The organism is Selenomonas sp. FOBRC9, assembly GCF_000287655.1.
In the GTDB taxonomy this organism is placed as follows: Bacteria; Bacillota; Negativicutes; order Selenomonadales; family Selenomonadaceae; genus Centipeda; species Centipeda artemidis.
In genome coordinates, this window is the sequence record NZ_ALJR01000028.1 from 123,218 (window position 1) to 142,882 (window position 19,665).

Genomic DNA, 19,665 nt, shown 5'->3' on the forward strand with positions numbered 1-19,665 from the left:
GTGCAGAGAGGAGTTATGAACATGAGGACAAAATATTTGCTCGGGTTGCTCGCGGCAGTTTTCGTTCTTTTCATGCAGAGTCCCGCCGCGCTTGCCGCAGACAAAGATCCGTGGATATGGCTCAGTTCGAACGATAAATATTCGAAGTTTTACGCACCCGCCTCGGTACGCACTGTCGCGAGCGTGACGAAGAAGCGCTCCAAGACTGCGGTCGCAACGGAGATCGAGGCGGAGATCAAGACCTCGTTCAGCTACGCGGGGGCGGAGGAGACGATCCGCAACTACAATATCGCGCATGTGATCAAGGATCCGGGTAAACTCTCTTACGCCGTCGCACGCGTGCGTGTCTACCCGCAGAACCGCATCCTGCAGTACATCAGCGAGACATTCTACGATGCCGCGGGCAACGTCCTGTGGTCGAAGGGTGAGGGCAGGGAAAAGGAGATGAACTCCCAGCAGTTTGACGAGGAGTTCTACGCCGCCATCATCGACACCGTGTTCCGGCAGGGCGAGCTTGACCGGATGCGTGCGGACGACCGCTGGATCACACTCTGGTCAGATGAAAATCCTGCGGGGATCAAGACCCACGTGACGGCGGACATGTCGACCATGCGCCGAGAGAAGGACAACCTTATCTTTTGGGCATGGACAGAGGTGGAGGACAAACAGGGGAATATCATCGAGATCAAATTTGACAAGCGTGCGGTGAATCTGCCGCAGGGAACGGAGCGTATCATCAGCGGTCGTTTCTGGTCGCCCGGCGAAGGGTGGCAGGAGCTCGACGACGCCTATGAGGGAGCCTACCGTATGATTGCAAAGAGCACGCCCGAGGAGCGTGGACTCATGCGCCTGCGTGCATTTGCCGACGGGTACAGCACGTGGGTGAACCGCTACCGGATTGACTAACGCACTCCCACAACACGGGAAAGGGAAACGATTGCAGTATGCCGATTAAGATACCGAATAATTTACCTGCGACAAACGTGCTTGAGGGCGAGAATATCTTCGTCATGAACGCCGCGCGTGCATACAGTCAGGACATCCGCCCTCTGCGGATCCTCATTCTGAACCTCATGCCCATCAAGGACGTGACGGAGACACAGCTTCTGCGGCTCCTTGGCAATACACCGCTGCAGGTTGAGGTCGACTTCATCTATACGGAGTCCTATATCCCTTCACACACCTCGCGCGACTATCTTACAGAGTTCTACGGCACATTCGCCGAGGTGCGGCATAAAAAATACGACGGGTTCATCATTACGGGGGCACCCGTCGAGCAGATGGAGTTCGAGCGCGTCGCGTACTGGGACGAGGTAGCAGAAATCATGCAGTGGAGCCGCAAACATGCCTACTCCACCTTTCACATCTGCTGGGGAGCACAGGCGGGGCTGTACTATCATTATGGCATCCCGAAATACTGGATGGATAAAAAGATCTTCGGTGTCTACGAGCACCGGATCTGCGTGCAGCATGAGAGCCTCCTGCGCGGATTCGACGACGCCTTTTATGTGCCGCACTCGCGGCACACCGAGACGCGCAGAGAGGACATTGAACGCATCCCGGAGCTGACAATCCTCTCGGAGGGCGATGCGGGCGTCTACATCATCGCGAATCTGCGCCGCCGCCAGTTCTTCATCACCGGGCATGCCGAGTATGATCCGCTGACGCTGAAGGCAGAGTATGACCGCGATCTCGCAGCGGGTATGACTCCGGATATTCCGCTGAACTACTATCCGGACGATGACCCGAACCGGTTGCCCGTTGTGCGCTGGCGAAGCGTCGCGCATCTGCTCTTTGCGAACTGGCTGAACTACTACGTCTATCAGGGGACACCGTACGAACTCGACAGTCTCGACAACGCCGCGGACGACTGGAGCATTTGACTTTTTGCGGCGCAGTCGCGTGTGTTCAGTAAAAATTCAGCTTTTTCCCATATCATATAGAAAATGATAATGATTCGATAGGAGCGATTTGCGTGCAAAAAATATGGGGTGCGGCACTCGTTGCGGGCGCCGTTTTTCTCATGGGTGTCCGCCCCGCAGCAGCGGAGGAAATCCCCAAGAACATCTATCAGTGGGTGCAGTCCACCGCAAGGCAGGGATATTATTTCAACAAGGAGCAGATCCAGTACGCTGCGGACGCGCACGGCTATATTGATCTCACAAAGCTCGTCGTACCGACCCTGCGCATCTACGACAACATCCAGATACAGGATGTCGTCTCGAAGCGCCGCTGGCGGATGCTCCCGCTCTCAGGCTACGGCGACCTCACGGGTGCGGCGGAATACCTCCTCATCGACCTACGTGCAGGCGTCGTTCATGTCACTGCACACGAGGATCTCGACAGCAATTGGGGGACGCTCTCCCGCGAGGAGAATACGAAGGAGTTCAAGCTCTCCTCTCTCTCGGATAAAGACGTCGAAAAAAAATTCTTTGATGCCATCATCGCGTATGCGGCAGAGCATCAGGAAGAGCTGATTCACCGCTCGCGCGGGATTTTATCCGACGTAGATCGCGCGGCGCTCGCATCGAAAAAAGAAAAATCCGTTACGAGTGACGAAAAGACCCGAGAAAAGCACGTGAAGAAGGAGAAAAAAGCCAAGAAAAATAAGAAAAAATAGCGGATAGAACGCTGCTCCGGGCTTTTTGGAGCGGCGTCTTTTTTTATAGCTTTTTCTGCAGAAACAAGGTATAATAACCGGAGGAAGAATACTGCGAAGGAAGGTAGACCGCATGACAGACAAGGAATGGATGCAGCTGGAACTGAGCCGAAAGGTGAAGGCGGAAGGCGGTAATATCAGTGTGGAACGCATGACGGAGATCGTCTCCGAGCTCAGTCGGCGTCTGCGCGAGAATCCAAATCTGCCACGTGAGGTGAACAGCATCACTGCCGACGAATTGATTGCCCGGGCGCGGAAAAAGACAGGCGAGGAACGCTACCGCATCGTCAAGCGCGTCCTGCGCATGGAGCCGAACAACATCACGGCGGCGTGCATGGAGGTCGAATACCTCGCCAAGAACGCGGACGACCGCGTGCATCTTTACGAGGATCTCGCGCGTGCGGCGACGGCACGGCTGAGGGCGGAGGGGCTCTTTGCTGAGAAAAATATCGGTAAATTCTGGTCTCTGACCGCGACTAAGCCCTATATGTTCCTCCGTCTCTCCTATCTCGATGCCCTGTGCGAGGCACGCAAGCTGCGCCTGGCGGCGAAGGAATGCGAAGAGATGATGCGGCTTTCGGAGCATGATGATCTGGGACGGCGCTATCGTCTCATGTTTATCTATGCAACGATTGAGGATGGAGACCCCGCGATTGAGCTCTATCAGCGCTATGAAGAGGGAGTCGCAATGATGTACCTCCCGCTCGCCATGCTCTTCTACCGTCTCGGTAAAATGAAGATGGCGCGCAGCTTCCTGAAGGAGCTCAGCGCAACAAATATTGATACCGCCGCATTCTTTGAACGCGGGCTCGCCGGCGACCTGCCGCGTCGTGCGCCGGGGCGTCATGCCGGATCCTTTGCCATCGGTACGATGGAGGAGTTTGGCGAGGCGGTTTCGGACAACGAATTCGCATTTGTCGGCATGGAGGCATTCTTCGCATGGGGGCTGAGTGAGCTGCGGCAGGAATCTCCTGAAGTGTCACATGCGTAGAGGGCTTTTCCCGCGGCAATATGCGGTGCGACTGCTCATCGGTATGGGGATTGCGGGGATTTTGGTGTTTGGAGACACGGGATCAGCAAATGCTGCCCTGCCGATTGGGGGCGCCGCAGCAGATCCACTCTATTGGGAGCGTGCAGACGGCGATACGCCGCTGCTCTCCGCTGTGGAGATCGCTGCGCTGAATCAGCGCATTGCCGCATCGACGGACAGTCTGCACGATCTAACGGCAGTTCCGGAGACCCTCTCCGGCGCGCAGGTTCGCGCGTACATCGACGCCGCGGCACAGAATTTTGGGGGTCCTGCACTGCCGGAGCTCTATGCGGGAAAGGAAATGCTTGGTGCAGAGGAGTGGCGTGCCGTACGGGAAAATCGTTCCTATGATGCTGTTCCCGCTGTTGTACAGGTACGCTATGCCGTGGCGGCACAGCGTACCGACGGCAGATCGCTATGACGGGGGGCGCGGAGCAGCGCCGGGCGCGCCTGGGGGAGATGCCGCCGGGGACGCTGCTCTTTCGCCCGGGGCATGTCATGCTCTACCTTGGCATGGATCGTGCGGGCGAACCTCTGGTCATCCACGACATCAGCAGCTATTACGAAGACGGTACAAAGCGCTATATCAGGCGTGTTGTCGTCTCCGATCTGAACTTTTTGAACGCACGCGGGACAGCGGCGCTCGATACGCTCACGCATATCGGGCAGGTACTGCCCTAACTCACCGCTGCATATAGAACATAACTTCATCAGTTCCGCAGACTGGCGGGACAGATATGGAGGGGAAAATGGGACTCTTTGACGGATTTCGTGGGGGCGAGGAATCGCAGCTGATGAGCATTCATAATGCCATCAAGGCGGAACTCGACAGACACGAATGGAATTACGAGGAGAGCGAGGCATCTGAAGAGGGGCAGACAGAAACCTACTTCTACATGCGCAACGAGCTTGAAAACGACGAGCCGGTGACCGTCGTGATTGCTATTCGCGAACACGCAGATGCCGACGGCTTTATCAAAATCAAAATCTACGACATAGGCTATTTGGCAGATGAGAGCGACCGTGCGGAACTTCTCAATAAGATTAACGAGTGGAATGCGGGCTATCGCTATGTGAAATTCTGTCTTGACCGTGACGAAGACGTCGTTGCCGATATCGATCTGCCGCTCGATCTTCATAAGGGACAATTTCGTCCCGAAAACGTCATGTCCATGATGGCACTCGGTATGCACATTGTGGAAAATATTTTTGATGATTTGATGGAACTTTGTGTGCGAGGGCACCGTCCCCGCACACAGGAATAAAGCTGCGGAAGTTGAACGGAGGAAACAAAAGATGGATCTTTTTGACGGATTCAGCGGCACCGAGGATGGGCTGAAAAACAGCGCGTTCGAGGCGATCAAAGCGGAACTCGACAAACAGGAGATGAAATACGGCGAGGACGTTTCGGAAGACGGTGAAGATCACATCATCCGTATGCGTCAGCAGCTCGATAACGGCAGCGTCGTGAGCATCGCGATCGTTGTTACCGAAAACGGTGACACGAACGACTTCATCAAGATTAAATACTTTGGTCTCGTTCGCCTTGAGGAGAACTCCGACCGCACCGCATTTATCGAGAAACTCAACGAATGGAACAGTGCGTACCGCTATGTCAAATTTGCTGTCGACGACGAGCAGGATGTCGTCGTCGATATCGACCTGCCGCTCGATCTCCATACGGGTGTATTCCAAGCTGAGAACTTCATGGCAATGGTAGGCGTGGGGTTACAGGTGTTGGAGGAGGTTTATCCTGCACTCATGAAACTTCGCTGGGCTTAGGCGTGACGCGGGATTTTCGCGTTGCCGCGTGAATCATAAAAACAAATAGTAAAACAGGACGTCCGCACGAATTCAATCGTGCGGACGTCCTGTTTTATAACGTATTCAACTTTTTTTTGTATGGTCAATTTGAGGGACTTTGAGTCCCTTTTTGAGGTAGCTCTGTTGGAGCTGGTAGATGCTCTGCACGAGGCGTTCCTGTTCCCTGTTTGAGAGCGCGCCGTCAAACGACACACCTATGTGATACGTCATGCCGAGCGTGGTGTCGATCGGGGTAGCGCGACGGATGCGCGCCTCTGTCTCGAGTGTGCCGATGTGCGGGAGATCCGGGACACGAACGGCGAGCATTTCGCCCTCCATGACGGGCTCGTCATTGACGAAGCAGAGCCCGCCGCCGCTGATGTCGATGAGATCGGCTTCGCGATAGTTCTTGAGGCTGGCGTGGTCGCCGGGGAGTTTGACCGCGATCTCCATCGGAATGGGGACGCGGACGAAATCACGAAGTTGAATGCGCTCGGCGCTCTCAGGGATATCGAGATACCAAATCGTATCCGGCAGCGGGGATGAAGAGCGGTAGCGGACGGCGAAGTGATAGACGCAGCCCGCACCCGTGAGGTGGCATGCGAATACGTATCCGGGGGTGGGGGCGTTGGCAAATTTCTCCGGTGTGATGTCGAGCCGGACGGTGAGTGCGCCTGCCGGATATCCCGCCGCCTGTTCCTCCTCGCTCAGCTCGAGAGTGCCATAGTAGTCGATGCCGAGATCGGCGTCCACAATATGAATGGACGTGCCGTGTTTTAGAAGTGCGGCGAGCTTTTCGCCCTCGATTGCCATAGATTCAGTCCTTTCCATCTGCATGACGCAGTATCCGTTTTTACTGTAGTATAAGAATAGCAAAGTATATCCGTAAAGTCAATTTAGCGCTTTGACTTTGTGAGGCGTTCAGGATATAATAAAAATCGGTGAAATATATCATCACCTCAAATTTTCAGGAAAAAGGGATCGGGTGAACGCGATGGCGATGAAGATAGACAGCGGCATGTCCCGCAATGCGGCGCTCACGATGACACGTTCGGATACGGAGATGGGCGTGCGCGGCGCGGATACGGATTTTAGCATGGAGCTGGCGGATCAGGAGCAGTCGATGTCGCGTGAGGCGATGGATCGTCTGCTCGAGCAGATCGATGAACAGGGGGCGCGTCTATCGAAGACCCCGACGTTCGACGAGCTGCGCTCTTATCGCGCGCTTATTCAGAGTTTTATCGGTGAGGCGGTCGGCTCAATGTACGAGCTGCGGACACAGGCGGGGTGGGATCGTCTGGGGCGCCAAAAAGTCTATACGTCGGTGCGTAAAATCGATAAGAAGCTGGAGGAACTGACGGAAAAAATTCGCCTGGGACAGGCGAATCAGCTCGATATCATTGCGAGTCACGATGCGATCCGCGGAATGCTCGTGGATCTCTATATGTGATGGCGGCAAAATCGCGCAGGAAAGAGACGCCTGCGGAAGAACCGCCCGCACGGGAAATCTTCCCGCATGGCTGGGAGGATGTGCGCGGGCATACGGAGATTATCCGCCGTCTGCGCCGGCTCGTATCCGGGGGGAGGTTGCCCCACGCGCTGGTCTTTTCTGGGGCGGCGGGGGTCGGTAAGCAGCGTACGGCGCGCGTGCTCGCGCGGACACTGCTCTGCGCAGCGGGCGGTGATGCCCCCTGTGGTCACTGCGAAGCTTGTCGGACAATGGCGGCAGGAGTGCATCCCGATTATTTCGAGACCGTGCCGGAAGTGCGCGGCAAGAGTGCGGCGATGATCCGCACGGATGCGGTACGGGATATTCTCGTGGAGGCATCCGCCGCGCCGGTGTTGGCGGCGCGGCGCGTCATCCTCATCGACGGGGCGGAGTGTATGAACGATCAGGCGGCGAACCGTCTGCTCAAGACTCTCGAGGAACCGCTCGGAGAGATCCTGTTCATCCTTGTGACCAGTGCCTATGATGCGCTCCTGCCGACGATCCGCTCGCGTGCGGTGCGCGTTGCGTTTGGCACGCTCCCCGCGGCGGACATTGAGGCGGCGCTGGCAGAGCGCGGCATGGGCACCGATGCCGCAGTGATCGCCGCACTCGCGGACGGCAGTCTTGGACGTGCCTATGACCTTGCCGCTGCAGGACTCGGAGGGCGCGATGATGCGCTCGCGCTGCTCACGGCACTGCCAACGCTCTGCGCAGAGGATATTTGGAAACATGCGGAAGCGTTTGGCGCACTCTCAGGAGAGGAGCGTGCGGCGCGGCTGGACTTTTTCCGCATGGGGCTGCGCGATCTGCTCGTACTCACGGAGGATGGGGCAGCACCGATCTTTCATGCGGATCGGCGCGACCGGCTCGCAGCTCTCCTGCCGCAGATGACGCGGCCGCGTCTCTTTGCGCTCCTGCACGCGGAGAGCGTTTTCAGCAGGCGGCTCGGGGCGAACGTGAATCCGTCCTTACAGGCGGAGGCTTTTTTACTACGGGCAAGAAATCAATTCATATGAATTGTTTCATATAGATCATCGAGGAGGAAGTTTTGCAAACGATTGTAGGTGTCCGCTTTAAGTCGGCGGGCAAGATATATTCTTTTGGACAGGGTGAACTTACCCTTGCGGAGGGGGATCACGTAGTCGTCGAGACATCGCGCGGAATGGAGTGCGGGCGTGTGGTGAGCGCCCCGCGCACGATGCCGGATGCAGCGGTGCCGCCGAATCTGCGTACAGTGCACCGGCTGGCGGACGCATCTGATCTCGAGCGCGTCGAGGAGAATCATGCGAAAGAGCGTGAGGCACGTACGGTCTGCGAGGAGAAAATTCGCGAACTCGACCTCAAGATGAAGCTTGTGGATGTCGAGCTGACCTTTGATCTGTCGAAGATGCTCTTTTACTTTACGGCGGATGGGCGTGTGGATTTTCGCCAGCTCGTGCGCGAGCTGGCGGGTGTGTTCCGCACACGCATTGAACTGCGCCAGATCGGCGTGCGCGATGAGGCGAAGATGATGGGCGGGATGGGCTGCTGCGGGCGTCCGCTCTGCTGCTCGACCTTCCTGGGGGATTTCGTTCCGGTCTCGATCCGCATGGCAAAGGAGCAGAACCTGTCGCTCAATCCGGCGAAGATTTCGGGCATCTGTGGGCGTCTCATGTGCTGTCTGAAATACGAGAGCGAGGGCTATGGATGCGGCGGCTGTATGAAGGAAAAGAAGAAGGTGGAATACGTTCCCGCACAGAACGATCGTGTGGCTGCGGACGACGGCGAGGGGCGCGTGGTCGCGCTGAATGAGCAGCGACGTACGGCGACGATTCTCATGGATGATGGGAAAACGGTTGTTGCACCGTGGGATGATATCGGACCTGCAGATGTTCCGCAGTGCGGCTGTCCGCATCGGCAGGGACATGCGGGGTGTGCGCCGCGCGAACAGAGAGAGACGCGGGAACGCGGAACTGCACCGCGCAGTCGGGGCGAGCGCAGTGAGCGCGCGGAGCGGGGAGAACGTTCTACACAGGGCGATGTGCGGCGTGCGCGTTCCAACGGGAAACGTCCGCCGCGGCGGAAGGAGCGCGAGAACCATGCACCGCGGGTGCAGGAAAACGGCGGTGAATGACCCAGTATTAGTGCCGGGGGAACGCCTCGACGATCTTGCCTGCGGTGGGCGGCGCATCATTCAGCGAACGGATGAATTTTGTTTTTCGATGGATGCGGTGCTCCTCGCGCATTTCCCGCGCCTTACGGGGCGTGAGCGTGTCCTCGATCTCGGGACGGGGGCGGGCGTCATTCCGCTGCTTATCGTGGATGAGGTGCGGGAGATTCTCGCCGTTGAGCTGAATTCGGCGCAGGCGGCGCTCGCTGTACGGAATGCAGCGCTCAATGGTGTATCGGAGAAAATCACGGTGCGGGAGGGGGACTATCGCGATCCACCCGCACTTTTTGTGTTCGAATCGTTTGATCTGGTCTTCGCGAATCCGCCGTACTATCCTGTGGGCTGCGGTGCTGTGAGTACATGCGCGGGGCGTGCGGCAGCGCGGCATGAGATCACGGCGACACTTGCGGATACAGTACGGGCGTCGGCATATGCGCTGCGGTTTGGCGGGCGGATCGCGATGGTGCATATTCCTGAGCGGCTCGGCGAGATTATATGTGCGCTGCATAGGGAATGCTTTGCCGTCAAGCGGATGCGGCTCGTTCAGCCGTGCCCGGATAAAGCGCCGAATCTCGTCCTGCTCGAGGCGGTGAAGGGGGCGTCTCTTACGGGAATACGGCATCTGCCGCCGCTCATCGTCCGCACTGCGGACGGCCGATATACGGATGAGATACGGCATATTTACGGCGGCAGCGTTTGAAAAACGCGTGCTGTTGGGCGATGTGCATAATTTGCAGGGGATGGCGCATCATGCCGGCGTAACTTGTGCGCAATGTTTTTGTGGGGATTCGTCCCCTCTTTTCTTTTGCTGTCGAATATGGCGTTTGAGGTTTTATCCTCCGCCCATTTGTGCTATAATGAGAGACGTTTTTAAGGAATCGGCGTCTCATCTGAAGATTTCCGATTGAGATAGGAGTAAGCTGTATTCATGATTCGAATGAAAAATGTCTCAAAGACATATGATAACGGCGTCGTTGCGCTCGATCATATCAATATCGAAATTGGCAAGGGCGAATTTATCTTCGTTGTTGGTGTCAGCGGTGCGGGCAAGTCGACATTCATCAAAATGCTGTTCCGCGAAGAGCTGCCGACGGAAGGCGAGCTCTTTGTCAACGGGCACGATGTTGTCCGGATGGATATGAAGGATGTGCCGTACCTCCGGCGAGGGCTCGGTGTCATCTTCCAAGACTACCGTCTGCTGTCGGATAAGACAGTCTATGAGAATGTGGCGTTCGCGATGCGCGTCATTGAGGCGCCGCGTCAGATGGTGCAGCGGCGTGTGAACGCGGTATTGGACGTGGTCGGTTTGCGCGATAAATATAAGAATTTCCCCTCGCAGCTCTCGGGCGGCGAGCAGCAGCGTGTCGCGATTGCGCGCGCGATCGTCAACGATCCTGCGATCCTCATTGCGGACGAGCCGACGGGCAATCTTGATCCCGAGACAAGCTGGGACATCATGGATATTTTCAAACGCATCAATGCGGCGGGGACGACGATCGTCATGGCGACACATGACAAGGGCATTGTCGATACGATGCAGCGGCGCGTGATCGCCATTGAAGGCGGTCATATCGTGCGTGACGAGATGCACGGGGGGTACGGCTATGAAGATTAGAACAGCCGAATACTATGTGCAGGAGGTGTTCCGCTCGCTGCGCCGCAACAACTGGATGACATTCGCGGCGGTCGGCACAGTTGCGGTTTCGCTCTTCATTCTCGGAGTGTTTCTCATCCTTGCCCTCAATATGAACCGTGCGGCGTCTCTGCTCGAGTCACAGGTGCAAATCAGCGTCTATATGACGGATGATCTGACCGAGGGCGAGGAAGTCGCACTTGGCGATCAAATCAAGGCGCTGCAGGGCATCGAGAGCGTGAAATATATCGGCCGCGAGGAGGCACGGGAGCGTCTCTCCGAGCGTCTCGGCGAGCAAAAATATCTGCTGGATGCCCTCGGCGACAAGAACCCTTTGCCGAACGCCTACGAGGTGACGGTGCGTCAGCCCGACATGGTGGAGACAGCGGCAAAGCAGATCGAGCGGATGGATGGTGTGGAGTCGGCAAAGTATGGACAAGATGTTGTGGAGCACCTCTTTGACATCACACGGCTCGTACGGCTCTTCGGCGTCATGCTCATCCTGCTGCTCGGCGGTGCGACGGTGTTCATTATCGCGAATACGATTCGTTTGACGGTTTTTGCACGGCGGCGCGAGATCGCTATCATGAAATACGTGGGCGCGACGGACGAGTTCATCCGCTGGCCGTTTGTCCTTGAGGGGATCGTGCTCGGGTGCATCGGCGGCATCATCTCCGCATTTGTTCTGCGCAGTTTCTACGCGGGCGTGACGAATAAGGTATATGATACGCTTGCGTTCTTCCCGCTCATTCCGCAGTCGCCGTTCATGACATATGTAAGTATCGTTATCGTGCTGCTCGGTATGGCGATCGGCGCGGCGGGCGCGTGGGTCTCGCTGAAACGCTTCTTGAAGGTGTGACGGCATGAACGATATGAGAAAAAGGCTCTGCGCTGCCGTTCTCGTCCTCGCTCTCGCATCCGGTACGGCTGCGGCAGAGACGCTTGAAGAACAGCGTGACAGCTACGACGCTCAGGTCGAAGATCTTGGGAAACAGAGCGAGGTGCTCGCGGGCAAACTCGACTCGCTCTCGGAGCAAAAACGCCTCCTCGACGAGGCAGCGGACGAGGCGATCGCGGAGCACAAGGCACGCAGAGCAGAGCTGAACGAGACGCTGGCGCGGCTCGAGGAGAACGAGGAAAAGCTCGCGGCAGCGGAGATCGAGTACGAGCGCAAGAGCACGGCGCTCGGAAAGCGCGTGCGCGATATCTACATCAACGGGCAGATCTCCTATGTGGATGTGCTCTTTGGCGCAAAGGACTTTGCCGATCTCTTGACGCGCATGGATCTCCTCAAGCGCGTCATCAAGCAGGACTACGACCTCGTCCACGAAGTACTCGAGCAGCGCGATGCGATGGTTGCGCTTAAGGAAGCGCTCGAAAAGGACAAGGCGGCGCAGGAGCCGCTCGAGAAAAAGGCACGCGAGGCGCGCCTTGCAATGGAAGATAAGGTCGCAGCGCAGCAGGCGCTCATCGACCAAATGAAATACGATAAGGAGACCATCGACCGCAAGCAGGACGAGGCGCGTGCGGCATCCGAGCGCATCACGCGGATGCTCCAGCGCAGTGGTCTGCGTAATCTTCCCGTGCAGGGAACGGGCACGATGATATGGCCGCTCGCGGGCCCCATCACTTCGCCGTTTGGTTGGCGTACGCATCCCATCACAGGGGCACAGCGGTTCCACAGCGGTATCGACATCGGCGGCGACTATGGCGACCCGATCTATGCGGCGCAGGCGGGGACGGTCGAATACGCCGGGTGGATCTCCGGCTACGGCTACGCAGTCATCATCAATCACGGCGGCGGCATCTCGACGCTGTACGGGCATTGCCAGTCGCTCGAAGTGAGTACGGGGCAGAGTGTCGCGCAGGGCGAGCTGATCGCCGAGTGCGGATCGACCGGAAACTCGACGGGACCGCACTGCCACTTTGAGGTGCGTGTCAGCGGTGAGCCGGTCAACCCCTTAGAATATCTTTGATTGAGCGAAAGAGTATATGAGCAGAAAGAAATTAGTCGGATTTGCCGTCCTATCGGCACTCGTTGGCAGCCTGCTGACCATCCTGGCGGCAGGCGGTCTCCTGCGTGCAGCGGGACTTTACAGTGACGATGTTCTGCGCCTTTTCGGCGTCATGGAGTTCATACGGGCGCGTTCCGTGAATGCACCCGATACGACGCATCTCATCGACGGTGCCATTAACGGCATGGTCGCTTCCCTTGATGATCCGCACTCGGTCTACCTTCCGCCCGGTATGTTTAGGGCGCTGCGCGAGCAGACGGAGGGATCGTTCGGCGGCATTGGCGTGACGATGGGGTTTAAGGATAAACATGTCAGGATCATCTCCGTGCTTGAGGGGACGCCCGGCGAAGCGGCAGGCCTGCGCACGGGTGATGAAATCCTCGCAGTGAACGGCACGCCGACAAGCGAGATGCAGAGCGAAGAGGTCGCTATGAACATCCGCGGCGAAGTCGGAACGACGGTCGTTTTGCGCATCCTGCGCGACGGTGCGGAGCAGGACTATACACTCACGCGCGCGACCATACAAGTGCCGTCCGTACGCGGAACGATGGTGGATGGGACAAGTATCGGCTACATCCGCATTGCCTCCTTCGCTGAGCATACGGGGAATGAGTTTGCCTCCGAGATGAATCGTCTCGCGGGGCTGGGGATGACATCCCTCATCCTCGATCTGCGCGAGAACCCGGGCGGACTGATTACGAGCTGCGTCGCCGTCGCTGAACAGATCGTGCCGGCAGGGACGATCGTCTCCGTCGTGGATCGCGACGGAAACGAGGAGGTCTACCGCTCGCATCTGACTGAGCGGAAATATCCGATCGTCGTTCTCATTGATGAGAACAGTGCGAGCGCGTCCGAAATCCTTGCGGGTGCCCTCCAAGATGCGGGAGCGGCAACCATTGTGGGAACACAGTCTTACGGCAAAGGTTCTGTGCAGACGGTATTGCCCTTGATGCATGAAGACGGACTGAAACTTACGATTGCGAAATACGCAACTCCGAGCGGACGATTCATCGACGGCATCGGCATCACGCCGGACATTGTGGTGGAGCGCAGTCCACAGGATACGTCTGACGTACAGTTCGATGCCGCAAAACAGTGGCTTATTGAACATCCTGCCCTCTAATGAAAACATAACTCCACTCAAAGAAAAGGTTAGCGCCCCTGCGGTAGCATGGGCGCAATTATTTTACGTTGATTGACCGAGGAGGTTATTTATGTACGGTCAAAAGCGACGCATCCTTTGTCTGCCTTTACTTACCGCCTGCTTGTTTGCGGTACAGTCGGGGGCACAGGCACGCGATCTTTCGCTGGCGGATGCCGTCGATATGGCACTCGCCGCGAATACGGGACTGCGCATTACGCGGCAGGGAGAGCATACGGCGGATGCCGCCTTAAAACAGGCGCGCGGCAGGAACGGTGTTTCCGTATCGGCGAGTGACAGTGTGCGCTGGAGCAAGACGAACGGCGAAACACAACAGTCCTCAAACGGTCTGAATCTCTCGGCAAGTCTCCCTCTTTACACCGGCGGCGCGAATCAGGCGAGTATTCAATCCGGAGAGATCGGCGCCGCAGCTGCACGGCTCACGACGGAGCGCGCACGGGAAGATCTGAAATACGAAGTCATCGCCGCATATTACAACGCCGTTGAGGCGCTCAAAAAGACCGAAGTACAGCGTGAAGCAGTTGGCAATTACGATGCACATCTGGGCAATGTCACGGCGCTCTACGAGGCAGGAGCACAGGCACGCATTGATGTCCTGCGTTCTTCGGTCGAGCTGTCGAATGCGCGGCAGGAGCTCATCAGCGCGGAAAATGCCTATGAGGTGAATCTTGCGACGCTCCGCAATCTCCTCAATATGGATCGCGGCGAGGAGCTGCGTCTTACGACAGACGTTTCCTACGTACCATTTGAGAAGACCGTGCAGGACTGTATTTCCTATGCCTACGGCAACCGGCGCGATCTGCAGGTGCAAAAGGATACCCTTGCGCAGCGGGAACTCGCCGTTGATATCGCAAAGGCAGGGAAGAAACCCACCGTGAACCTGACCGTTGGCTCCGGCATCACAACGCAGTTCCGACCGCACAATGATACGAACCGCGATGTTTCCGCATCCGTCGGGGTGAACTGGAATATCTTTGACAGCGGTGTGACGCGGGCACAGATCGATGCGGCAGAAGCGGAGCGGGATACGGCGTTGCTGAATGTCCAGCAGGCGGAGGAGACGATTGATCTGAACCTGCGGAAGGCATACCTGAACCTCCGTGAAGCGGAGAAGCGGTTTACGGCGACAGGGGATGCCGTGAAGCAGGCGGAGGAAGATTATTTCATCGCGAGTCAGCGTTACCGTGCGGGGGAGGGGATACTCCTCGACGTGCTGGATGCGCAGCTTGCGCTGTCGAAGGCCAAGCAGAACGATATCAACGCACGCTATGACTATGCGCGCTATCGGGCGCAGGTGGAGAATCTGATGGGCGAACCGCTCACCGCGGCGGAACGCGCCGCGGCCGACGGGCTGCCCGAGGTCACACAGGCCGAGCGCGACAGTGCGGACGCCGCAAACCTTGCGACGAGCGCGGCGGTACAGATGACGGTTGCGAAGAATGAGGTGCCCGGCAAATGAAACGGAAGAAAATCATCGGTATCGGTGTGTTGATCGCGGCGGTCGTCGCTTTCGGCGGCTATTACTACTATTCGGCGGGCGAAGCGGAAAAATCCGCGCAGGCCGTTGAGACCGTTGCCGTCCGGCGTATGGATATCAAGTCGACCGTCGAGGCGACGGGGACGATACAGCCCGTCGATTCCGTTGAGGTCAGCTCCAAGATCACCGCGCGCATCAGCTCGGTGCTCGTGAAGGAGAACGATACGGTGACGGCAGGACAGACCGTCGCGACGCTTGACGGTAAGGACTACGAGGCGAAGCGGGATCAGGCGCAGTATCGTGTGACGAATACGCGTGCAAAGTACAATCGTATGAACTATCTCGCGGGCATCGGGGCAAAATCCCAGCAGGATCTTGAAGACGCGCAGTACAACTACGAGACGGCGCAGTCGACTCTCGAAGAAGCGGTCTCCGATGCGAATGAAACGATTATCACCGCACCGATCTCGGGCGTTGTGGTCGGCGAGCCCAAGACGGCGGGGACTATGGCGGTGCAGGGCTCGGATAATCCTACCGTCATCATGCGTATTGCCGATCTTTCGCGCAAGCAAATCAAGGCAAAGGTTGATGAAACCGATATCGGCAATATCCGTGTCGGGCAGGATGCGACGTTTACGGTCGATGCGTTTACGGATCAAAAATTTACGGCACGTGTCTCGAAGATCTCCCAGACCGACGTTTCGAACAGCTGGGATACAAGCTCCTCGAGTTCATCGAGCTCCTCGTCATCGAGCGCGAGCGTTATCTATTACTATGTCACGCTCGACGTGGACGATCCGGACAGCATGCTTTTGCCGGCGATGACCGCACGTGTCGTGATCAATACGGCGGACAAAGCGGACGCGCTCGTCGTTCCGCTCGCCGCACTCAAGACGGATTCAAACGGTTCTTATGTCATGGTGATGAAGGATGACGGGACGCAGGAGCAGCGCTACGTCGAGACGGGCATCTACAGTGACGAGTACGTCGAGATCCTTTCGGGATTGGACGAAGGGGAACGCGTCGTCAATACCTACACGGCTAAGGCGACAAGCAGCGCGAAGCAGGACGGCGGGCCGCCGCCATTCTGATGCGGAGGGAGATCATGCAGACCAAAGAAACACACCCCGCGGCTATTCGTCTGCGCGGTATCCGTAAGGTCTACCGTATCGGCGGGGAGGAGCTCGCGGCGCTCGACGGCATCGACCTCGATATTCAGCGCGGTGAGTTTGCCGCGCTGATGGGACCCTCCGGCTCAGGGAAATCTACGCTCATGAATATTCTCGGCTGTCTTGACCATCCGACTGAAGGATCTTACCGGCTCGACGGCGATGAGGTCGCGGGGCTCGGCGACGATGCGCTCGCCGTTACGCGCAACAAAAAGATCGGCTTTGTTTTCCAAAACTTCAACTTGTTGCCGCGCATTACGGCGCTCGAGAATGTTGCGCTTCCGCTCGTCTACGCGGGGGTCGGGAAAAAGGAACGGCTTGCCCGCGCGCAGGAAGTACTCACTTCCGTCGGTCTCGCCGACCGCGGCGGGCATCTGCCGAATGAACTCTCAGGCGGGCAGCGGCAGCGCGTCGCGATTGCGCGCGCCCTCGTCAACGAACCGCATATTATCATGGCGGATGAACCGACGGGCAACCTTGATACCAAGTCCACGAAGGAGATCATGGACATTTTCGAAACAATGCATGAAAAGGGGCATACGATTATCCTCGTCACGCACGAGCCGGAAATCGCCGTGCGCGCGAGCCGCCAGCTCCTTGTCCGCGATGGGAAAATCACGCGCGATGAGGGAAAGGGGGTCGTGATGGATGTTGTTTAAGGAATGCTTTGCCATGGCGCTGAATGCGCTCCTTGCGAACAAGCTCCGCTCCCTCCTCACGATGCTCGGTATCATCATCGGCGTCGGCGCGGTCATTGCGATGGTCTCTATCGGCATGGGCGTCCGAACGAGTGTGACGAACTCCTTTGCCAGTCTCGGTACGAATATGCTCATCGTTATGCCGGGCTCCACCAATAAGGGCGGCATCCGCGGTGCAGCAGGCTCGCGCAAATCCCTCAAATACGACGACGCTAAGGCGATTGCATCCAAAATCAAGGGCATTGACTATGTTTCGCCGACGGTAAACACCTCCTATCAAGTCGTCAACGGCAACCTCAACTGGAATACGGAGGTGATGGGAGTCACGCCGGAGCTGATGCAAATTCGCTCGCTCAAAGTGGAAAACGGCTCTTTCATCACGGCGAGCGATCTCAGCAAACGCAGCCGCGTCGCTGTGATCGGCGCGACCGTCGCCGCGAATCTGTTCGGCGCGGAGAATCCGGTCGGTCAAAATATCCGCATCAATAATCAGCCGTTTAAGGTCATTGGCCTCATCGCTTCGAAGGGACAGTCGTCCATGGGGCAGGATCAGGACGATGTGATCTATATTCCGCTGACCACAGCGCAGGAGCGCATGCTTGCGATCACCCATGTGCAGTCGATCAATATTCAGGTGTCCGACCCGGCGCGCATGGATCAGGTACAGAGCGAGATCGAGACCTTGCTGCGGTCGCGGCATCATATACGTACCGGTACGGAGGACGACTTCACTGTGCGCAATATGACGAGCCTTATGGAGTCCTTTACAGAGAGCACAAATATGATCACGCTGCTGCTCGGCTCGATTGCGGGGATCTCTCTGCTCGTCGGCGGCATCGGCATCATGAACATCATGATGGTTTCTGTTACCGAGCGCACACGCGAGATCGGCATCCGCAAGGCGCTAGGGGCGACCTCGTCGAATGTCCTTATGCAGTTCATGATCGAGTCCATGGTCATCGGCATCGTGGGCGGCATGATCGGTATCGCCATGGGCGTATCACTTTCAGAGATCATCGGTAAATTCGGCGGATTTGAGACGACCTTAGCAGTGTTGCCGATCGTCGTTTCGTTTAGCTTTGCCGTCGGCATCGGGCTCTTTTTCGGCATCTACCCTGCACGCAAGGCGGCGCGGCTCGATCCCATCGACGCCCTGCGCTACGAGTGAGCGGGAGGATATGGTTTTCGTTTTGTGATGTGTCCCGTGCGGACATGCAAGAGAGGAGAATATCTTATGCGAAAAACACGTTCTTTCAAGATTCTTTCCGGGATGCTCGCAGCGGCAGTGCTCGTCGCCGTTCCCCTGAACGTCCCTGCAGCACAGGCGCGCTCCTATACGTCTGCGCAGGAGATGGACGGTATGCCCAATCCGATGGTCGAATATCCGTCCGTTGCAGAGGCGGCGCAGGCGGCGGGCTATTATCCCCTGTCACTGTCGGAACTCACGGGCTATCAGGCGGAGCATATCTACGTCATTGCGGGCGACCTCATCGATATCCGTTATGCACGCATCCGGAACGACAACGCAAAGCTGCTCGTGCGCACGGCGCCCGCCAATCTGATGCAGAATGACGATATCAGCGGCATCTATGGCGCAACGTGGAAGAAGGTGACCATGCGCGGTGTCCCCGTGTCGATTGCGGAGGTCAAAGATGAGAACGGGATGACGACCAACTACGCCGCACATTGGGCAGTTGGCGACTATCTCTTTGCGGTACAATCTGAAGGGATTTCCTACACGGCGTTCATGCGCGCCTTGCTGGACGGGCCGGTCGATTTGTCGGTGAACTATTTTACGAAGATAGAGCATCACTCCATGGATGACGATACGATTCCGTATTAAAAAACAGAGATGCAGTACATCGCCGTTCGTTGTTATAGGGAACAGCAGCACGGCGCCGCTGCGAGGGCAGCGTCATTACGTTCAATTACAAATAAAAGAGCCGCATCTTTATCGGGTGCGGCTTCTTCGTTTGTGTACAAATATTTACTTATTGATGATCAGCGCCATAAAAACGAGATCCTCAGTATCCGATATGTTCTCGATAGCGTGTACCTCGCCGTCGCCGCAGAACGTCGTCGTCCCCGGGCCGATCTCGATTTCCTTTCCGTTGTCGTTATAGCGGGCACGTCCTGAGAGGATGTGGTACGTTTCCGTATTACCCTCATGCCGGTGGACGCCCATTGATGCATGCGGCGGGATGGTGACGCGCGCATACATTGCACATTTGCCGTCCAGCTCGGCAGGGGAGAGGATCTTTTCGATATGGATGGTGCCGCTCCCGCCAAAACGGTTCTCGGCATCGATGTGTTCATGCTGTGTAATCGCCATGTGCAGGTCTCTCCTTTTCTTTTTCCACAGAGTTTGATAAAATGGAAGA

23 protein-coding genes are annotated in these 19,665 nt (G+C 57.2%); 21 read left to right on the plus strand and 2 right to left on the minus strand.

Annotated features, from left to right (window positions below):
* Positions 1–21 precede the first annotated feature (21 nt).
* The 8 genes from HMPREF1147_RS07670 to HMPREF1147_RS07705 all read left to right on the plus strand — a co-directional run bounded on the left by HMPREF1147_RS07670 (position 22) and on the right by HMPREF1147_RS07705 (position 5,471).
* A complete protein-coding gene (locus tag HMPREF1147_RS07670; protein WP_009438677.1) occupies positions 22–906 on the plus strand; it encodes a hypothetical protein in 885 nt (294 codons plus the stop codon).
* A gap of 38 nt (positions 907–944) precedes the next feature.
* The gene (gene metA / locus HMPREF1147_RS07675; RefSeq protein ID WP_009350480.1) at positions 945–1,883 is read left to right on the plus strand and encodes a homoserine O-succinyltransferase; all 939 of its coding nucleotides are present in this window, start codon (positions 945–947) and stop codon (positions 1,881–1,883) included.
* A gap of 92 nt (positions 1,884–1,975) precedes the next feature.
* Positions 1,976–2,620 (plus strand): hypothetical protein, encoded by a 645-nt coding sequence (locus tag HMPREF1147_RS07680; protein WP_009658376.1) that lies wholly within the window; start codon positions 1,976–1,978, stop codon positions 2,618–2,620.
* A gap of 112 nt (positions 2,621–2,732) precedes the next feature.
* Complete coding sequence (locus HMPREF1147_RS07685) at positions 2,733–3,650, plus strand: hypothetical protein (protein WP_009350482.1); 918 nt, start codon at positions 2,733–2,735, stop codon at positions 3,648–3,650.
* Complete coding sequence (locus HMPREF1147_RS12300) at positions 3,643–4,110, plus strand: hypothetical protein (RefSeq protein WP_037351301.1); 468 nt, start codon at positions 3,643–3,645, stop codon at positions 4,108–4,110. The genes HMPREF1147_RS07685 and HMPREF1147_RS12300 overlap by 8 nt, the downstream gene beginning before the upstream one ends.
* Complete coding sequence (locus HMPREF1147_RS12305; RefSeq protein ID WP_009438836.1) at positions 4,107–4,370, plus strand: hypothetical protein; 264 nt, start codon at positions 4,107–4,109, stop codon at positions 4,368–4,370. The genes HMPREF1147_RS12300 and HMPREF1147_RS12305 overlap by 4 nt, the downstream gene beginning before the upstream one ends.
* 56 nt (positions 4,371–4,426) lie before the next feature.
* Positions 4,427–4,954, plus strand: a complete 528-nt coding sequence (locus HMPREF1147_RS07700) for a YbjN domain-containing protein (protein ID WP_009350484.1) — start codon at positions 4,427–4,429, stop codon at positions 4,952–4,954.
* 31 nt (positions 4,955–4,985) lie between these two features.
* A complete protein-coding gene (locus HMPREF1147_RS07705; RefSeq protein WP_009350485.1) occupies positions 4,986–5,471 on the plus strand; it encodes a YbjN domain-containing protein in 486 nt (161 codons plus the stop codon).
* 105 nt (positions 5,472–5,576) lie between these two features.
* On the opposite strand, the gene HMPREF1147_RS07710 is transcribed toward HMPREF1147_RS07705, so the two are convergent.
* Positions 5,577–6,305: a flagellar brake protein gene (locus tag HMPREF1147_RS07710; RefSeq protein ID WP_009658373.1), complete on the minus strand. Its 729-nt coding sequence runs from the start codon at positions 6,303–6,305 to the stop codon at positions 5,577–5,579.
* 181 nt (positions 6,306–6,486) lie between these two features.
* Here HMPREF1147_RS07710 and HMPREF1147_RS07715 point away from each other — a divergent pair, with 181 nt between their 5' ends.
* The 13 genes from HMPREF1147_RS07715 to HMPREF1147_RS07775 all read left to right on the plus strand — a co-directional run bounded on the left by HMPREF1147_RS07715 (position 6,487) and on the right by HMPREF1147_RS07775 (position 19,127).
* Complete coding sequence (locus HMPREF1147_RS07715; RefSeq protein ID WP_026761970.1) at positions 6,487–6,942, plus strand: YaaR family protein; 456 nt, start codon at positions 6,487–6,489, stop codon at positions 6,940–6,942.
* On the plus strand, positions 6,942–7,997 hold the full coding sequence (gene holB, locus HMPREF1147_RS07720) for a DNA polymerase III subunit delta' (protein WP_009658358.1): 1,056 nt from the start codon (positions 6,942–6,944) through the stop codon (positions 7,995–7,997). Before HMPREF1147_RS07715 ends, holB begins: the two co-directional genes overlap by 1 nt.
* Before the next feature lie 32 nt (positions 7,998–8,029).
* Positions 8,030–9,094: a stage 0 sporulation family protein gene (gene ricT, locus HMPREF1147_RS07725; RefSeq protein WP_009658308.1), complete on the plus strand. Its 1,065-nt coding sequence runs from the start codon at positions 8,030–8,032 to the stop codon at positions 9,092–9,094.
* Positions 9,095–9,104: 10 nt separating this feature from the next.
* Positions 9,105–9,830 (plus strand): tRNA1(Val) (adenine(37)-N6)-methyltransferase, encoded by a 726-nt coding sequence (locus tag HMPREF1147_RS07730; RefSeq protein WP_009658362.1) that lies wholly within the window; start codon positions 9,105–9,107, stop codon positions 9,828–9,830.
* A gap of 228 nt (positions 9,831–10,058) precedes the next feature.
* The gene (gene ftsE, locus HMPREF1147_RS07735) at positions 10,059–10,745 is read left to right on the plus strand and encodes a cell division ATP-binding protein FtsE (RefSeq protein ID WP_009350492.1); all 687 of its coding nucleotides are present in this window, start codon (positions 10,059–10,061) and stop codon (positions 10,743–10,745) included.
* Positions 10,735–11,622, plus strand: a complete 888-nt coding sequence (ftsX, locus tag HMPREF1147_RS07740; RefSeq protein ID WP_009350493.1) for a permease-like cell division protein FtsX — start codon at positions 10,735–10,737, stop codon at positions 11,620–11,622. The genes ftsE and ftsX overlap by 11 nt, the downstream gene beginning before the upstream one ends.
* 4 nt (positions 11,623–11,626) lie before the next feature.
* Entirely contained in the window at positions 11,627–12,739 is a 1,113-nt protein-coding gene (locus tag HMPREF1147_RS07745) for a murein hydrolase activator EnvC (protein ID WP_009658342.1), read from the plus strand.
* A 16-nt stretch (positions 12,740–12,755) separates the two neighbouring features.
* Positions 12,756–13,901 carry a S41 family peptidase gene (locus HMPREF1147_RS07750; protein WP_009658335.1) on the plus strand — a complete coding sequence of 382 codons (1,146 nt, stop codon included), beginning with the start codon at positions 12,756–12,758 and terminating at the stop codon, positions 13,899–13,901.
* Positions 13,902–13,992: 91 nt separating this feature from the next.
* On the plus strand, positions 13,993–15,399 hold the full coding sequence (locus tag HMPREF1147_RS07755; RefSeq protein WP_009658351.1) for a TolC family protein: 1,407 nt from the start codon (positions 13,993–13,995) through the stop codon (positions 15,397–15,399).
* Positions 15,396–16,508 (plus strand): efflux RND transporter periplasmic adaptor subunit, encoded by a 1,113-nt coding sequence (locus HMPREF1147_RS07760; RefSeq protein WP_009658299.1) that lies wholly within the window; start codon positions 15,396–15,398, stop codon positions 16,506–16,508. Before HMPREF1147_RS07755 ends, HMPREF1147_RS07760 begins: the two co-directional genes overlap by 4 nt.
* Before the next feature lie 14 nt (positions 16,509–16,522).
* Positions 16,523–17,245 (plus strand): ABC transporter ATP-binding protein, encoded by a 723-nt coding sequence (locus tag HMPREF1147_RS07765; protein WP_009658359.1) that lies wholly within the window; start codon positions 16,523–16,525, stop codon positions 17,243–17,245.
* On the plus strand, positions 17,235–18,452 hold the full coding sequence (locus HMPREF1147_RS07770; protein WP_009658305.1) for an ABC transporter permease: 1,218 nt from the start codon (positions 17,235–17,237) through the stop codon (positions 18,450–18,452). The genes HMPREF1147_RS07765 and HMPREF1147_RS07770 overlap by 11 nt, the downstream gene beginning before the upstream one ends.
* A gap of 66 nt (positions 18,453–18,518) precedes the next feature.
* Positions 18,519–19,127 carry a hypothetical protein gene (locus tag HMPREF1147_RS07775; protein ID WP_009658356.1) on the plus strand — a complete coding sequence of 203 codons (609 nt, stop codon included), beginning with the start codon at positions 18,519–18,521 and terminating at the stop codon, positions 19,125–19,127.
* A gap of 144 nt (positions 19,128–19,271) precedes the next feature.
* Here HMPREF1147_RS07775 and HMPREF1147_RS07780 read toward each other — a convergent pair whose 3' ends face one another.
* A complete protein-coding gene (locus HMPREF1147_RS07780; RefSeq protein ID WP_009438907.1) occupies positions 19,272–19,616 on the minus strand; it encodes a cupin domain-containing protein in 345 nt (114 codons plus the stop codon).
* Between the last annotated feature and the right edge of the window lie 49 nt (positions 19,617–19,665).

What these genes read in the sequence shown, in the direction of transcription:
- HMPREF1147_RS07775 (WP_009658356.1), top strand. Translation starts at nt 18,519, where the DNA reads ATGCGAAAAACACGTTCTTTCAAGATTCTTTCCGGGATGCTCGCAGCG.
- HMPREF1147_RS07780 (WP_009438907.1), bottom strand. Translation starts at nt 19,616, where the DNA reads ATGGCGATTACACAGCATGAACACATCGATGCCGAGAACCGTTTTGGC.
- HMPREF1147_RS12300 (WP_037351301.1), top strand. Translation starts at nt 3,643, where the DNA reads ATGCGTAGAGGGCTTTTCCCGCGGCAATATGCGGTGCGACTGCTCATC.
- HMPREF1147_RS07770 (WP_009658305.1), top strand. Translation starts at nt 17,235, where the DNA reads ATGTTGTTTAAGGAATGCTTTGCCATGGCGCTGAATGCGCTCCTTGCG.
- holB (WP_009658358.1), top strand. Translation starts at nt 6,942, where the DNA reads ATGGCGGCAAAATCGCGCAGGAAAGAGACGCCTGCGGAAGAACCGCCC.
- ftsX (WP_009350493.1), top strand. Translation starts at nt 10,735, where the DNA reads ATGAAGATTAGAACAGCCGAATACTATGTGCAGGAGGTGTTCCGCTCG.
- HMPREF1147_RS07760 (WP_009658299.1), top strand. Translation starts at nt 15,396, where the DNA reads ATGAAACGGAAGAAAATCATCGGTATCGGTGTGTTGATCGCGGCGGTC.
- HMPREF1147_RS12305 (WP_009438836.1), top strand. Translation starts at nt 4,107, where the DNA reads ATGACGGGGGGCGCGGAGCAGCGCCGGGCGCGCCTGGGGGAGATGCCG.
- HMPREF1147_RS07710 (WP_009658373.1), bottom strand. Translation starts at nt 6,305, where the DNA reads ATGGCAATCGAGGGCGAAAAGCTCGCCGCACTTCTAAAACACGGCACG.
- HMPREF1147_RS07700 (WP_009350484.1), top strand. Translation starts at nt 4,427, where the DNA reads ATGGAGGGGAAAATGGGACTCTTTGACGGATTTCGTGGGGGCGAGGAA.
- ftsE (WP_009350492.1), top strand. Translation starts at nt 10,059, where the DNA reads ATGATTCGAATGAAAAATGTCTCAAAGACATATGATAACGGCGTCGTT.
- metA (WP_009350480.1), top strand. Translation starts at nt 945, where the DNA reads ATGCCGATTAAGATACCGAATAATTTACCTGCGACAAACGTGCTTGAG.
- HMPREF1147_RS07745 (WP_009658342.1), top strand. Translation starts at nt 11,627, where the DNA reads ATGAACGATATGAGAAAAAGGCTCTGCGCTGCCGTTCTCGTCCTCGCT.
- HMPREF1147_RS07685 (WP_009350482.1), top strand. Translation starts at nt 2,733, where the DNA reads ATGACAGACAAGGAATGGATGCAGCTGGAACTGAGCCGAAAGGTGAAG.
- HMPREF1147_RS07755 (WP_009658351.1), top strand. Translation starts at nt 13,993, where the DNA reads ATGTACGGTCAAAAGCGACGCATCCTTTGTCTGCCTTTACTTACCGCC.
- HMPREF1147_RS07705 (WP_009350485.1), top strand. Translation starts at nt 4,986, where the DNA reads ATGGATCTTTTTGACGGATTCAGCGGCACCGAGGATGGGCTGAAAAAC.
- HMPREF1147_RS07765 (WP_009658359.1), top strand. Translation starts at nt 16,523, where the DNA reads ATGCAGACCAAAGAAACACACCCCGCGGCTATTCGTCTGCGCGGTATC.
- HMPREF1147_RS07715 (WP_026761970.1), top strand. Translation starts at nt 6,487, where the DNA reads ATGGCGATGAAGATAGACAGCGGCATGTCCCGCAATGCGGCGCTCACG.
- HMPREF1147_RS07750 (WP_009658335.1), top strand. Translation starts at nt 12,756, where the DNA reads ATGAGCAGAAAGAAATTAGTCGGATTTGCCGTCCTATCGGCACTCGTT.
- HMPREF1147_RS07670 (WP_009438677.1), top strand. Translation starts at nt 22, where the DNA reads ATGAGGACAAAATATTTGCTCGGGTTGCTCGCGGCAGTTTTCGTTCTT.